Here is a 14,537-nt window from a genome sequence, read left to right as displayed (position 1 = left end):
TTGGATGCGCTGTTCTTTATCGCTTCCTCAGCAGGTCAGCGCCCCTGCCCGCATTGTGCAAGTTCTTGACGTCTCGTTTGCCGCATGCCGGATCAGACACTTCTGATCAACGAACAGAAATGACGGAACTTCAGATGGTTGTAAGAGAAATTTCGTTCTCACGCGGTTTTCGCGTGGACCGAGCATTCCCCCCTGATGTCAGCATGTGACTTGTTATTTTTGTTTGTTTCTTTGCCGTCGACCGGCAAGGGTTGGTAATTGCCTGTAAAAGCAACCACCAAACCATGGCGCAATCTTCATCAGTTCCGATTAAATCGTAAAGAGCAGTTTCCGCAGAACGCGTACGGTGTTACGCATTCAAGTTGCGGGTTCCCGCAAGACAAGAGAAATGCCGGTGAATATTATCGAAGAGCTGGAGGAAAACACCCATGTCGGATCTTGCTCATTACCTTCGCATATCCAATTTGCTTGCGGGGAATCTTGATATTCACTCGGCGTTAAGCTCGGTCAAAACCGAGATCGACAAGATTATCGAGTTTGATCACCTTGATGTGTGCCTGATTGACACGGACAAAAGGTGGGCGACGGCTTATGAGGTCGGCGTGGAAACGGCCTGGAGCAAGATGCGTTCGAACGTGCACAAGGCCCCCATCCGCGATATTTTGCTGGGTAAAACAGATCATCTACTGACGGGAAATGCCCTCCAGGACCAGCGTTTCCTTTTCCCCGGCGCCGTCAGCGCCCCGATTATTGACCATGAACTTCGCAGTCGCGTCAGTGTCGGCATGAAGGTCCTTGGCGAAGTCGTTGGCTCGTTGAATTGCTCTTCGAAGAAGGAAGACTTCTACAACCAAAGCCACCTTGAACAGATGCGCATTCTGGCAGATATGCTGGCACCTTATTTCTACGCCTTGCGCGCCAATGAAAAGGCAAACAAGGAAGCCATCATTCGTGCCGAAATCCTTGCCCGTGAAGAAGGCCTGCGCCTTGGCGCACTCAGCCTTACCGATGCGCTTGAGGCCGAACGCCAGCGCATCGGAATGGACCTGCATGATCAGACTTTGGCCGATCTGACCCGCATCGCCCGCGACCTCCGCCCCGGCCTGAGCGAGGCGCAGTATTTAAGATTGCAGCAGCAAGTCCAAAACATGATCCAGGGACTGCGCGATATTATCGATACGTCGATCCCTTCCATTCTTGATCTTTTTGGCTTCCATCATGCCGTCCAAACGCACCTTGAACGCGCTGTAAGCTATGACAGCGCCATGCAGTTCAAGGTCGATGACGAGACAGACGGGGCGATTGACCTGCTTCCTGAAACAACGCGCATTGCGGTATTTCGCATCTGTCAGGAAGCCATCAATAACGCGGTTTTGCATTCAAATGCGTCACTTGTTTCGGTCTTGATTACCAAAAGTCCCGATGACTGCCTGATCATCAAGGTTTCAGATAACGGAAACTTCCAGACAAATCCAAGAAAGCCACCCAGTGGCCTCGAACATATGAAGACACGGGCGCGTCTGATCGGTGCAAAATATGACCTTTCAACCACGGACGGCACACAGGTAACAATCCAGTTGCATCAAGCGACCAGACAAGAAGGAGAAACCATGAATGAAAATATTGCTGGTTGAAGATGACAACATGCACGCGGATTTCCTGAAGGAAATCGTCGAACATGCGTTACCCGAATTTGATGAAATCCTGGTCGCACACAATGGCAAAGAGGCCGAAACGTTGGCGCATCGCCATCAGATCTCGGCAATCGTGATGGACCTTCGCATGAAGGAACATAACGGCATTGAAGCGGCGCGCACCATCTGGGCAGAACGTCCGGACACCAGAATACTGTTCTGGTCAAACTATTCAGATGAGGCTTATTTGCGCGGCATTACCCGGATCGTTCCCGATCAGGCGGCATATGGTTATGTTTTGAAAACGGCGACACAGGATAAGATGCGACTGGCTTTGCGGGCAGTCCTGATCGAAGCGCAGATTGTTGTTGATCGCGAGGTCCATCAGATCCAGGCACAGCAAATGCGTTCTCGTAGTGCTTTGACAGAATTCGAATATCTGATCTTGCTTGATCTCGCACTCGGGCTTCCAGACAAGGCAATTGCGCTACGGCGAAAACTCTCACTTCGGACTGTACAGAACCGTTTGCTATCACTTTACGACAAACTGGATGTGGAGGAACAAGACCAAAACGAAAAGGGCATTGTGCTCAACAAACGTACGCGCGCCGTTTCCAGCGCCATTGCGCGCAAAATCATCAATCGCGAAGGATTGATTACCGCAAACAAAGAACTTGGCGCGTGGCTTGCCGGCTCACCTGTTTCTCAAGATTAAGCGCAAAACCTTTATTTTTCGGCTTCACCTATTTGGTTGGAAGTGGTTCCTCAGATTGATATGCCAGCGCTGGATAAGTTGCCAAACAACGGCTTCACTTGCTATCGCGCTGGAAAATCCAGTCATGATCCGGATGGTTCTGGAAACGCCATTTGCGCATCGGGCCCGCCATGACGTTAAGATAATACATTTCATAGCCATATGGGCTGCCGCATGGGTGATGGCCTTTTGGCACAAGAACAACGTCACCATCCGAAACCGCCATGGTTTCATCAAGTTCGCCATCTTCGGTAAAGACCCGCTGGAAACCAAAACCCTGTTTCGGGTTCAGGCGATGGTAATAGGTCTCTTCAAGATAGGTCATGTCGGGATAGTTATCCTCATCATGACGATGCGGCGGATAGCTTGACCAGTTACCTTGCGGGGTAAAGACTTCGGTCACCAAAAGACTGTCGGCAATGTCTTTTTCTTCCATTGCAATCGGGTGAATATAGCGGGTATTCGCGCCTTTGCCACGTTCCACCAGTTCGATATTCTCGATCACGCGTGCCGGATAATTTCCCTTGCCCGGTGCGGTGCAGACGCCGATTGTGCAATCCGTGGTCGCCACCGCTTTCCATTCACTGTCATTCGGGGCGTACACACAGGCCGGTGGAATGCGCTCAAACACGCTCATACGTTTGCCAAGCTCGCCAAAATCCTGATCATCGACCGAAATTTGCGCCTTGCCTTCGACCAGAACCAGAATAACTTCGCGATCGCCAGTTACCTCGGCGGCAGTTTCTCCAGCCTTCAGGTGATACAGCCCGAAGCCGACATATCCCCAACCAGCACTTTCGGCTGTAATATCGTGGACCTTGCCTGTGCTTCCATTTGGTTTTCTCAGTAGATCAGCCATCAGGCTTCCCCTTTATCCAGTCCGGTTTTGCGTGCCATATCACGAAGCGATTTAAGCCCCAGCGACTGATACTCAAACGGGTTGCGAACATTTGGGTCCTGTTCGGCCTCAATCACCAACCATCCCGAATAACCATGTTCACCGGCGATTTTCAGAACCGGTTCGAACGCAACGCCACCCTCAAGATCACCGGGCACGGTGAAGACACCCCGGCGCACACCCTCAAGGAAACTGAGCCCCTCTTCACGAACCTGTTTGCTGATTGCCGGACGCACATTCTTACAATGGATATGACCAACCCGGTCCATGTAACGTACCGCAAGTTCTTCCGGATCTGCCCCGCCAAACCAGGCATGCCCCGTATCAAGCAGAAGCTTGGTCTTTGGGCCGGTATTAGCCATGAAGGCATGAATTTCATCGGCCGTTTCAACAATCGTACCCATATGGTGATGGTACAACAGATCAATGCCCTGATCGGCACAGTAGGCCGCGATTTTCTCGACATCTGCGCCGAACTTCGCCCAATGATCTTCGTGCAGAACCGGGCTATTATTCAGAGCTGCGCCGTCATTGCCATGAATAGCGTTTGACGTTTCACAGACGATACAGACCTTACATCCCATCGCCTTTAGCAAATCCAGATGTGGCTGGATGGCCTTTTTCTCTTCCTCGACCGAATGCACAAGCAGATTAAGCGAATGCCAGCCCGACACGAATTTCAAGCCGTGCGGATCAAGGGCGGCTTTAAGCGCCACCGGCTCGGTCGGCATCTTGTGGCCTTTTTCAATGCCATCAAAACCGATCTTGCCCGCTTCCGACAGGCAGGTTTCAAGGCTGATTTCTGCACCCAGTGTCTGGTCATCATCATTTGACCAGGCAATCGGGTTGGTACCGTAAAGGATCATGTTTTTAATCTCCGGGACGCTGATTTTTCAGCGCTGCTTCGTAATTCTTGCGGGCTTCGTTGACGGTCGGCCGTACAGAAACCTCTGGCACGGCAACATCCCACCAATGGCCACCGGCCTCGGTACTGGGTAATGGATCGGTATCAATCACGATGGCATAGGATCGATCCGCCCTACGTGCGCGAACCATTGCTTGTTCAAGCTCCGTGATAGAAGAAACTTTTTCTGCAATCGCGCCCATTGCACCGGCATGGGCAGTAAAATCAATCGCAGACGGCTCAACATGGCGCGCGGTATCAAGAAGGTTGTTAAAGCTTTCCCCGCCGGTTGCCATCTGCAAACGGTTGATGCAGCCAAACCCTCGGTTATCAAGGATAACGGTGATGATCTTGTGGCCCAGCATCACACTGGTCGCGAGTTCCGAATTCATCATCATATAGGACCCGTCACCGACCATCACGACAACGTCGCGATCCGGGCAGGCCATCTTCACACCAAGGCCACCGGCAATCTCATAGCCCATGCAAGAGAAACCATATTCGACGTGATAGCCATTCGGTCGGGATGCTTTCCAGAGTTTGTGCAATTCTCCGGGCAAACCGCCGGCTGCACAAACAACAATTGCGTTTTCATCTGTGCCACGCTGAACGGCACCGATCACCTGCGCATCGGTTGGCAATGCATTGGTTTGCGGTAAAGCTGTCACTTCATCAACGGCATCGATCCAGCTTTGCTTAAGTGCGGGATCGACCACACTCGCGTGATGATCGCCCAAGGCATTGGTCAATTCGGCCAATGTCACCTTGGCATCGCCGACAACTGAAATCGCATCATGTTTGCGTGCATCATAGGCAGCAACATTGATCGACAGAATGCGACGATTAGGATTTTTAAACAGCGCCCAACTGCCCGTGGTGAAATCCTGAAGGCGTGTACCAAGCGCAATGATCAGATCAGCTTTTTCGGCAACCGCATTGGCGCTGCTTGCCCCGGTTACCCCGATGGATCCCAGATTGAGGCCATCATCCCACGGCAAGGAAGATTTCCCCGCCTGGGTTTCCGCGACCGGAATATTATGCTGGTGGGCAAAGTCGCGCAGATCGTCACATGCATCGGCATAGTGAACCCCGCCGCCGGCGATGATCAGCGGGTTTTTCGCCGCTTTGATGGCAGTTACCGCTTTATCAATCTGATCAAGGTCTGCACGTGGTCGGAGTTGCTTCCATGTTTTCGGCGCAAAGAAGCTCTCTGGCCAGTCATAGGCTTCTGCCTGAACATCCTGACAGAATGCCAGTGTAACCGGGCCGCAATCGACGGGGTCGGTCAGAACCGCCATTGCGCGTGGCAATGCTGTCAGAAGCTGTTCCGGACGGGTAATGCGATCAAAATACCGACTGACCGGTTTAAAGCAGTCATTGGCCGAAATCGTGCCATCGCCAAAGTCTTCGATTTGCTGCAAAACCGGATCAGGTGCGCGGTTGGCAAACACGTCACCGGGGACAAGAAGGACCGGCAAACGGTTTACATGTGCCAGTGCTGCGGCCGTCACCATATTGGTAGCACCCGGCCCAATCGACGTTGTGACCGTCATCGCGCGTTTGCGATTTGATGCCTTGGCATAGGCAATCGCCGCATGGGCCATGCCCTGCTCATTGTGGCCACGCCATGTCGGAAAACTGTCACCTGCACCATGAAGTGCCTCACCCATTCCGGCGACGTTGCCGTGACCGAAAATGGCCCAGCAGCCGCCGAAAAAACCTTCGCCGTCATGATTAAGCTGTACACTAAGATACCGCACCATGGCTTGGGCTGCGGTTAATCGAACGGTTTTCATGCCGCTCCTCCCGATTTTTCACGTGCCGCGTCCCAGGTATCACATAGGGCGCGATATTTTTGGGCCATTGACGCAACGGCCTGTTCATCTGTCATCGTACCGCGCATCCAGTCGCGCGCAACGTCGATAAAGATGGTGCGTCCAACAGCAAAGCCTTTGACCATATTAAAGCGCGCGGCGACTTCGAAACTCTCGACAAGCTCCGCCTCGGGCGCATCAAGACCAAGTACGACGATACCGCGGCAATATGGGTCATTGTTCGCGATGGCGTCACAGGCATTGCGCCATGCCGTGTCGGTCTTCATCGGCTCCAACTTCCACCAATCGGGATAAACCCCGATTTCATAGAAACGATCAATCACCCGGGCAGTTGTTTCATCATCACACTCGCGCACTTTTGACGGAATGACTTCCAGCAAGAATTCCAAGCCATTGCCACGTGCCGCGTAGGCAAGACGCAAAATGGTAGCTTCTTGATTGGCCTTTGTTTCATCATCATCATCGGGATGGTAGAAGCACAGAACCTTGACCACATGTTCGACTGGCCATTCGCTTAAATCAGTGCCAAGATCGGGCCCGATTTCAAGATCAAGCGGACGCGAACCCGGAAGTTCGACCGGTCGCCCGATCCAAAGCCCGGTACCCGCCGCCGCATAAAGGGCATCACGCCCCAATCGGCGGTCGCACAGAATACCATACCCTTCCTTGCCACCTGAAACCTCGCGAACCGCACTCAGACAAAGTTCCTTGAACGGTCCGATACGGTCCCGCGAAACACTGAGTTCGTCTGCAAGATCTTCAAGCTGCATTCGGTGATCAAAGGCAAAAACGCGCATGTCCGGCCAATTGCCCGTCCGGTTGGAAGACCAGTGGATTTGCTCCAACTCTGCATCATTGCGCAGTTCCGGGGTTTTAAGACCGCGATCAAAGAAGAATTGCAACTCTTCCCAGCTTGGATAAGCCGGCGTACAGCCATGTCGGGAAACGGCAAATGCCCCGCATGCGTTGGCATATTTCAGTGATGTTTCCCAATCCTCATCACTTAGCCAGCCTTTCAACAGGCCCGACATAAACCCATCACCCGCGCCAAGAACATTGAACACATCGACGGCAAATCCCGGACCGGAAATACCGTCATCAAGACTTTTTCCAATCCTGTCAGAAAATGCCACAGCCCCCATTGGCCCGCGCTTGCAAACCAGCGTCGCGTCGGAAACCACGCGCACATTTTCCAATGCTTCCAGCGTGTCGGTTACACCACCGGCAATATGGAACTCTTCTTCGGTCCCGACGATCAGATCAAACAGATGCAGGGTCGCCTGCAGTTCTTTGGTAACAGCGTCCGAGGCAATAAAGCGGTTTTCACCATCCCCATGCCCGGACAACCCCCAAAGGTTCGGACGATAATCAATATCCAATGCAGTCTTCGCACCGGCTTCACGTGCAAGCCGGACAGCCTTTAGAACTGCCGCACGTGTTTTGGGATGGGAAAGATGCGTTCCCGTCACCGTGACACAGCGTGCGCTTGCGATAAAATCTGGATCAATATCATCCTCGCACAGCGCCATATCGGCACAGTTTTCGCGATAGAAAATCAACGGGAACTGTTCCTGATCGCGGACCCCCAAAAGAACAAGTGCGGTCAGGCGTTCTGGGTCGGTTATCACGCCCTGGACATCGACACCCTCGGCAACCAGCTTTTCTCGGATAAACCGGCCCATATGTTCATCCCCAACACGGGTGATGAGCGCGGACTTAAGCCCCAACCGGGCAGTCCCGCAGGCCATATTGGTCGGGGAACCACCGATATATTTGTTGAACGATGCCATGTCCTCAAGGCGCCCGCCAATCTGAGCGCCATAAAGGTCCACGGATGATCGTCCAATTGTAATCACATCAAGCCGCTTCATTAAATCGTCCCTCCGAGCGACCCTTCGAGTTCGGCCAGTTCCTGACCGCCCGCCATGAGGTCTTGAAGCTCTTCCGGTTTGATTTCACCACGTTTCGCGGTGCCGTGAGTTTGGCCACGGTTCAACACGGTAAACCGGTCGCCCACAGCCATGGCATGACGCACGTTATGGGTAATAAAGATCACGCCAATCCCGGCTTTGCGCACCCGATCAATGGTTGCCAGAACGTTTGAGGTCTGGCGCACACCAAGAGCAGACGTCGGTTCATCAAGAATCAAAACCTTTGCACCGAAATACACAGCGCGCGCAATTGCCACGGTCTGTCGCTCACCACCCGAAAGCGTGCCAACCGCCTGTTCCGGTTCACGCAAATTGATCCCCATGGATGACATTTCATCCATGGTCACCTTGTTGGCGTGCTTGAAATCGATCCACTTGAACGGGCCAAAATTTTTGCGCGGCTCGCGCCCCATCCAGAAATTTCGCGTCACCGACATCAACGGGATCATTGCCAGATCCTGATAGACGGTTGCAATTCCGGACTCCATCGCGTCGCGCGGACTATCAAAGGTGGTCTCCTGACCACTGACCCGCATGACGCCCTTTGTCGGTTTGTGAACCCCTGACATGGTTTTGATAAAGGTCGATTTACCCGCACCATTGTCACCAAGAAGACAATGACATTCGCCTTCCATGACATTGAAGGAAACACCGCCCAAGGCAATGACCGGGCCAAAGTGCTTTTCGATATTGTCCATTTCAATCAATGGCGTGCTCATCACCGTTCTCCCGTAATCATGCGGCGGATATAGGTATTCATGATCACAGCAAAGATCAGAATACCGCCAAGGAACACACGGAACAGCGAACTTTCCGCACCGGCAAAGAACAACCCTTGCTGAACGACACCAAAAATCAACGCACCCAATGCAGCACCGATGACCGAACCATAGCCACCTGTCAGAAGCGCACCGCCAATAACCACACAAATGATGGCTTCAAATTCCTTGAGCAAGCCACGATCCGCAGCAGCCGAGCCAAATTCCATAACTTGGCAGGTCGCAAATACGGTTGCGCAAAATGCGGTGAACATGAACATCAGGATTTTAACGCGATTGACCGGCACACCGACATAACGTGCTGCTTGTGCATCGCCGCCAGACGCAAAAATCCAGTTGCCAAATCGTGTCTTGGTCAAAAGCCAATGACCAAAAATAACCAGAGCCAGCGCCCAGATCACAAGCATCGGCAGGCCTTCAACAACCGGCTGCCCCATACGTGAGCCACGGGTAAAGGTATCAATAACGCCGATATCACCAAGCCACTGGAAGAAACCCTTGAAGATGACGCCACCAAACAACCAGGCAAGCGGATCACCCTCAGCGGCCTCCTTCACGCCGCCAATAATGGTTTGACGGGTGGTCAGAATGGACAGCCAGATGGTCAGGCCGCGCAGAATATAAAGAAATGCAAGGGTAACAATGAAGCTCGGCAATCCGGTTTTGATCACCAGAAATCCGTTCAGTGCGCCCAATGCCGTACAAACGATGAAGGCCGCAATAATCGACAGCCAAACTGGCAGGCCCCACTGAACAGACAGGATGGCAATCACCACTCCGGCAAACCCGATCATCGAGCCAACAGAAAGATCGAATTCTCCGGCGATCATCAACAGGCAGGCACCCACGGCGATAATCGCAAACTGGGCCGATACGACCCCCCAGTTCTGGATACCTTCCGGGGAAAACATGCCGCTATCACCGGCAATCATGAAGAAGAAAACAAAGACCAGGATCGTACCGCAGATCGCACCGAGTTCGGGCCTGATCATGGCACGGCGAATGGCTGAGACTTGCTTGAGCCGCTCGTCCGACATGGCATTACTCTTTTAACTAACAGGTGGGTGCCAAGGGCGGCCTGAGGCACGCCCTTGGAGGGAGGAAGTCTTAACGGTATTCGCCGGCGTATTTTTCGACCTGCGCGATGTTGTCCTTGGTAATGAAGCCAGGGCCAGAGTTGATATGACCGGATGGCAGGACGCTATAACGGGCATAGTTGGTCAGAATGACGACCGGAAGATACCCCTGCAGGTACGGCTGCTGATCAATCGCAAAGTTGATTTCACCCGCTTTGATCGCCTCGGCGATCTCGGAGGACAAATCAAAAGTGCCAAACATGAGTTCGCCGGCAAGGCCTGCGTCACGAAGGGCCGCAAGTGTCGGATGGGCGGAGTTCGGACCAAGCGTCAGCACTGCATCAACATCCTGATGGGAGTTCAGATACGCGCTAACCTTGTTCTTTACTTCCGACGGGTCCTGACCGCTGTCAATCATCTGGCTGCCAAGCTCAACACCAAGTGCGTCGGCAAAACCACGGCAACGCTCAACAGATGCCGGGTTGGTGATGTAATGGTTCACACAGACAAAACTTTTCGCACCGGCAGCAGCGGCACGCTTACCTGCGCCAAAACCGGCATCATATTCCGGCTGCCCGACATGCATCAGGGCACCAAGTTCTTCGGACTGTTCCTGCGTGCCAGAGTTGATCGTGATCACCGGAATGCCCTTATCAACGGCATCGGTGATTGGTCCTTTGAGAACGTTAAAGTCAGCGATGGTAACGATAATGCCATCCGGATTGGTCGCAGCAGCCTGTTCGACAATACGCGCCATGTCGGCAAGGTCACCGGTCGGCGGATTACGATATTCAACTTCCGCACCCATCTGATCACCAGCGACCTGGATCGCATTCTTGATCACGTTCCACCAGCTATCAGAATCCGGTGCATGGCTGATCAGAACAAATTTTTCATTTTCTGCAGATGCAGTCCCGGACAAACCGGCAAATGCAAATGCTGCTGCCGCAATGGCAGTAAGCGCCTTTTTCATCTGTTGCCTCCCTAGTCGGCTGAAATATTGGGATTTTCCCATTGAGCTTATGTGTTCTTCCTGCAGCAAGTCGTCTTTACGCAACCTTACTGCTCCTGTCGGCGTGGGCGAGCTGAGCCCCTGAAACCGTTGAATAGAATTTTTGTTCTATTTTCTATCTAAATCAACATTTTTTTTCTATTGCACTGCGAGATAGCCCTGCATTGGGGCTACAAAATTTGGCCAAACCGTCTGTAAACTGCCGTTCAGCGGTCGTGGAAGCAAATTCGCTCGGGTGCGGCGTCGTGGTCAATTGAAGCCGATAACAGGCGGTGTTTTTTAGCTGTGCAAACGACTCGCCAGACAAAGAAAACCCGATCGACAAACGAAAACTGGCACAGCTCAGGGGCTGTGCCGGTCTGATTAAAAGCGCTGATCAGGATAGAGTTTGATCAGGGCAGAATTTCTGCTGCCACATCAACACTACGCCCTTCACGCGCTGACAGTGCAGCTGCCTCGGCAACGACCAGTGCATTGATCCCATCCTTTAAAGTGACAGGAAGTGCGGCTGCCCCTTCGACACCCTCAATGAAACTGTTCCATTCGATTTGATAGGCCTTGGCATAGCGCTCCAGGAAGAAATGCTCGGGCTTGGCCTTGGTTGCCCCATGCGTAGTAATTTTCTCAATCGTGTTTTCCAGAACGTTATGCGCGGCAAGCAAGCCTTCTGATCCCAGAAACTCCAGTCTCTGGTCATAACCGTATGCCGCACGACGGCTGTTCTTAATCACAGCCATGCGCCCGCCGGAAAACTCAAGCGTGGTAACCGCAGTATCAAAGTCGCCTGCCTTGCCAATTTCCGGATCAACGATACTCGACCCGATGGCCGTGACTTTGTCAGGAAGCGCGCCATACATCCAGCAGGCCATATCAAAGTCATGGATCGCCATATCCCGGAAGATGCCGCCTGAAACCTTGACATAACTGACTGGCGGCGGGGCTGGATCAAAGGAGGTAATCGAAAGCAATTCACCCTTGCCGATTTCGCCTTGGTCAAAGGCTGCCTTCAGACTGGCGAAATTCGGGTCAAAGCGGCGGTTGAAACCCACCATGACAGGCCTGCCATGTGGTTCGCATCGCGCAAGGCAGTCCAAAGCACGCTTAAGGTCAAGATCAACCGGCTTCTCGCACAGAACAGCTTTTCCTGCGGCGGTTGCCGCTTCCATCAGGTCAGCATGGGTATCGGTCGATGTTGCGATCAGAACGGCATCAATGGTCGGATCTGCAATGATTTCTTCACTGCTGCGCACGGCAGCACCATGCATCTGCGCGAGCTTCCGGGCAGGTTCATCAAACTTGTCTGAAACCGCAACCAGTTCACTTTGCGGATGCGCGACAATGTTCACCGCGTGGACCTGGCCAATACGTCCCGCGCCCAACAAACCTATTTTAAGCATTCCGATATTCCTTCCCTTTGGCGTTGCCGCCTTGACTGGCGATGATCGTCCCGTCTGCGGCCAACCGCCTGCAGGACAGGAGCAGACAAATCGGCAGAGCGATGATTTCGGGATGATCATGCGGATGTCTATTGCACCCGTTTATGCTGACACGCATGCGCTGTACCCAGACATGCTATGGAATTTTTATTCCATTATTTTTGTTTTTCAATAATTATTTTCCATCAATAAGCTTCTCGCGCTTTGCCCCGACAGACACCGCCAACGCAATCGCCAACGAGATCGTCGCCGAAAGCGCCCTGAACGCGCCGACATCCACTTCGGAGACCGACAACATCAAGGCATCGGTCTTGCGCATCGGTCCGCTAAGCGCATCACTAATCGCGACCACCTTATTGCCAAGTCCATGCGCATAGGCAGCAAGATCAATGGTTTCCTGCGAATAGGGCGCAAAGGTGATGGCAATTACCACGTCCCCTTTCCGGATCGCATGATATGGGTTGAGGTTCCCCACACCGTCATGCAGAACAGCGGCAATGTTCATTTTTTCAAAAGCATAGGACAGGTAACTCGCAACCGGAAAGGCACGGCGAAAACCAACCACATGGATCATCGGGGCTGCGGCCAGAACATCGACTGCTTTTTCCAGCGTTTCCAAGTCAACCGTCGACGCCAGATTTTCCAATGATAACCGCCCGGCCTCAACAAACTCGGCCAACAACGCACTGGGACTGTCATCCCCGTTCGCACGCAGGTTTTCGAGCCTGGTGGCGTAATCAGGCCATTTTTGCGCATAGGTTTCGCGAAACATCTTCTGCATTTCGGAAAAGCCGGAAAACCCCATCAATTGACAGAACCGCATGAAGGCCGATGGTTGAACACCTGCACCGACAGAGAGTTCCGCAACGGTGGAAACGGCAATGCGATCCGTATTTTGCGCAACATACTCCGCACATTGGCGCAACCTTTTGGGCATGGTTTCCGATATTTCGGCCAAGCGGTGATTGAATTCCTCAAGCGAGACAGGCGCGATCTGATCACTCATGGCGTTTGTTTTTCCTTTTTTGATTCTGCTTGACGCAAGGTTCGTTCCATGATCATCCATTAAATAGAACAAAAATTCTATTTTGACTAGGTGAGGAGTTCCAATAAATGAAATCTCTGGGAATTGGCCTGATTGGCACAGGGTTCATGGGCAAGGCGCATGCGCTGGCATTTGGTGCTGCACGGGCGATCATGGGCGATGTTCCGGAGTCTCACCTTGCGGTTTTATGTGACACCCCGGCCGAAAAAGCCAAACAGATGGCTGATCAGTTTGGCTTTGCACGCAGTACTGCCGACTGGAACGCACTGATTTCTGATGCAGATGTCGATATTGTCTCGATCACCACCCCGAATGCGCTTCACTTCGACATGGCAATTGCCGCGATCAAGGCTGGCAAGCATGTCTATTGCGAGAAACCTCTTGCCTTGACGCTTGATCAGGCGCGCCAAATGCGCGATGCCGCACGCCAAGCAGGCGTCAAGACCATGGTCGGATATAACTATATTAAAAACCCGGCCTTCACACATGCCTGTCGACTAATTGAAAGCGGCGAAATCGGCAAGATCGTGCATTTTCGTGGCTGGGTAGATGAAGACTATCAGGCTGACCCTGATCTTCCCTGGACCTGGCGCGCCAAACTTGCCGATGCCGGCCTTGGTGCCCTGGGTGATATGGGATGTCACCTCGTTTCCATGGCATACGGACTTGCGGGCCCAATCGAAAGCTTGATTGCCGACATGCAAACTGTCCATGCTACACGTCCGCTCCCCGATGGAACCGGGCGGGCAGAGGTTGAAAATGAGGATACAGCATCTGCACTGGTCAGATTCACCAATGGTGCGCAGGGCAGTCTCTCGACATCACGGTCGGCCTGGGGGCGCAAAAATCGTCTGGCTTGGGAAGTTCACGGCACCAAGGGCATGATCTGTTTTGATCAGGAACGCATGAACGAGTTGCATCTCTATCGCAACTCAGGAGACAAGGCACAGCAAGGGTTCACAACCATTCTGACCGGACCGGCCCACCCGCCTTACGGCGAATTTTGTCCGGCACCGGGTCACCAACTTGGCTTTAACGACCTCAAGGTCATTGAAGCCGCCGCATTACTTCGCGCGATCCGCGATGACAATGCCCCGTACCCTGATTTTGAATACGCTTACGAATTTGAAAAGGTTATTCACGCCATAGCCAAGTCTGCGAAAAACGGCACGCGCGTCTTGCTGTCTGAGATATAGCCCCGACTTATGACAACGCGCGAGCACGCGCGGACAC

General features: G+C 52.9%; 12 protein-coding genes. 3 read left to right on the top strand and 9 right to left on the bottom strand.

Annotated features, from left to right (window positions below; genetic code table 11):
- Window positions 1-428 precede the first annotated feature (428 nt).
- Window positions 429-1,634: a sensor histidine kinase gene (locus tag HED22_RS18895; RefSeq protein ID WP_167725210.1), complete on the top strand. Its 1,206-nt coding sequence runs from the start codon at window positions 429-431 to the stop codon at window positions 1,632-1,634.
- Entirely contained in the window at window positions 1,615-2,349 is a 735-nt protein-coding gene (locus HED22_RS18890) for a response regulator transcription factor (protein WP_167725208.1), read from the top strand. The genes HED22_RS18895 and HED22_RS18890 overlap by 20 nt, the downstream gene beginning before the upstream one ends.
- Window positions 2,350-2,443: 94 nt before the next feature.
- Here the strand turns inward: HED22_RS18890 and iolB are convergent, their stop codons facing one another.
- The 9 genes from iolB to HED22_RS18845 form a co-directional block, all read right to left on the bottom strand.
- Entirely contained in the window at window positions 2,444-3,247 is an 804-nt protein-coding gene (gene iolB, locus HED22_RS18885; protein WP_167725206.1) for a 5-deoxy-glucuronate isomerase, read from the bottom strand.
- Entirely contained in the window at window positions 3,247-4,152 is a 906-nt protein-coding gene (gene iolE / locus HED22_RS18880) for a myo-inosose-2 dehydratase (RefSeq protein ID WP_167725204.1), read from the bottom strand. The genes iolB and iolE overlap by 1 nt, the downstream gene beginning before the upstream one ends.
- Window positions 4,153-4,156: 4 nt before the next feature.
- Window positions 4,157-5,986, bottom strand: a complete 1,830-nt coding sequence (iolD, locus tag HED22_RS18875; protein ID WP_167725202.1) for a 3D-(3,5/4)-trihydroxycyclohexane-1,2-dione acylhydrolase (decyclizing) — start codon at window positions 5,984-5,986, stop codon at window positions 4,157-4,159.
- Entirely contained in the window at window positions 5,983-7,896 is a 1,914-nt protein-coding gene (gene iolC / locus HED22_RS18870) for a 5-dehydro-2-deoxygluconokinase (protein ID WP_167725199.1), read from the bottom strand. The genes iolD and iolC overlap by 4 nt, the downstream gene beginning before the upstream one ends.
- Complete coding sequence (locus tag HED22_RS18865; protein WP_167725197.1) at window positions 7,896-8,675, bottom strand: ATP-binding cassette domain-containing protein; 780 nt, start codon at window positions 8,673-8,675, stop codon at window positions 7,896-7,898. Before HED22_RS18865 ends, iolC begins: the two co-directional genes overlap by 1 nt.
- Entirely contained in the window at window positions 8,675-9,772 is a 1,098-nt protein-coding gene (locus HED22_RS18860; RefSeq protein ID WP_167725195.1) for an ABC transporter permease, read from the bottom strand. The genes HED22_RS18865 and HED22_RS18860 overlap by 1 nt, the downstream gene beginning before the upstream one ends.
- Before the next feature lie 70 nt (window positions 9,773-9,842).
- Window positions 9,843-10,784, bottom strand: coding sequence for a sugar ABC transporter substrate-binding protein (locus tag HED22_RS18855; RefSeq protein WP_167725193.1), 942 nt, complete (start codon window positions 10,782-10,784; stop codon window positions 9,843-9,845).
- Between the two features lie 431 nt (window positions 10,785-11,215).
- Window positions 11,216-12,220 carry an inositol 2-dehydrogenase gene (gene iolG / locus HED22_RS18850; protein WP_167725191.1) on the bottom strand — a complete coding sequence of 335 codons (1,005 nt, stop codon included), beginning with the start codon at window positions 12,218-12,220 and terminating at the stop codon, window positions 11,216-11,218.
- A 214-nt stretch (window positions 12,221-12,434) separates the two neighbouring features.
- Window positions 12,435-13,265 carry a MurR/RpiR family transcriptional regulator gene (locus HED22_RS18845; RefSeq protein ID WP_167725189.1) on the bottom strand — a complete coding sequence of 277 codons (831 nt, stop codon included), beginning with the start codon at window positions 13,263-13,265 and terminating at the stop codon, window positions 12,435-12,437.
- 107 nt (window positions 13,266-13,372) lie between these two features.
- Here HED22_RS18845 and HED22_RS18840 point away from each other — a divergent pair, with 107 nt between their 5' ends.
- Window positions 13,373-14,500 carry a Gfo/Idh/MocA family protein gene (locus tag HED22_RS18840; RefSeq protein ID WP_167725187.1) on the top strand — a complete coding sequence of 376 codons (1,128 nt, stop codon included), beginning with the start codon at window positions 13,373-13,375 and terminating at the stop codon, window positions 14,498-14,500.
- Window positions 14,501-14,537: the final 37 nt, after the last annotated feature.

Origin of the sequence: Thalassospira sp. HF15 (assembly GCF_011806525.1) — a bacterium.
Taxonomy (GTDB): domain Bacteria; phylum Pseudomonadota; class Alphaproteobacteria; order Rhodospirillales; family Thalassospiraceae; genus Thalassospira.
The sequence above is the reverse complement of the archived record's forward strand: the minus strand, read 5'-3'. Positions and strand labels throughout refer to the sequence as shown.

Excerpts from the sequence above, each read along its gene's own strand:
- HED22_RS18895 (WP_167725210.1), top strand. The coding sequence starts at position 429 with ATGTCGGATCTTGCTCATTACCTTCGCATATCCAATTTGCTTGCGGGG.
- HED22_RS18890 (WP_167725208.1), top strand. The coding sequence starts at position 1,615 with ATGAAAATATTGCTGGTTGAAGATGACAACATGCACGCGGATTTCCTG.
- iolB (WP_167725206.1), bottom strand. The coding sequence starts at position 3,247 with ATGGCTGATCTACTGAGAAAACCAAATGGAAGCACAGGCAAGGTCCAC.
- iolE (WP_167725204.1), bottom strand. The coding sequence starts at position 4,152 with ATGATCCTTTACGGTACCAACCCGATTGCCTGGTCAAATGATGATGAC.
- iolD (WP_167725202.1), bottom strand. The coding sequence starts at position 5,986 with ATGAAAACCGTTCGATTAACCGCAGCCCAAGCCATGGTGCGGTATCTT.
- iolC (WP_167725199.1), bottom strand. The coding sequence starts at position 7,896 with ATGAAGCGGCTTGATGTGATTACAATTGGACGATCATCCGTGGACCTT.
- HED22_RS18865 (WP_167725197.1), bottom strand. The coding sequence starts at position 8,675 with ATGAGCACGCCATTGATTGAAATGGACAATATCGAAAAGCACTTTGGC.
- HED22_RS18860 (WP_167725195.1), bottom strand. The coding sequence starts at position 9,772 with ATGTCGGACGAGCGGCTCAAGCAAGTCTCAGCCATTCGCCGTGCCATG.
- HED22_RS18855 (WP_167725193.1), bottom strand. The coding sequence starts at position 10,784 with ATGAAAAAGGCGCTTACTGCCATTGCGGCAGCAGCATTTGCATTTGCC.
- iolG (WP_167725191.1), bottom strand. The coding sequence starts at position 12,220 with ATGCTTAAAATAGGTTTGTTGGGCGCGGGACGTATTGGCCAGGTCCAC.
- HED22_RS18845 (WP_167725189.1), bottom strand. The coding sequence starts at position 13,265 with ATGAGTGATCAGATCGCGCCTGTCTCGCTTGAGGAATTCAATCACCGC.
- HED22_RS18840 (WP_167725187.1), top strand. The coding sequence starts at position 13,373 with ATGAAATCTCTGGGAATTGGCCTGATTGGCACAGGGTTCATGGGCAAG.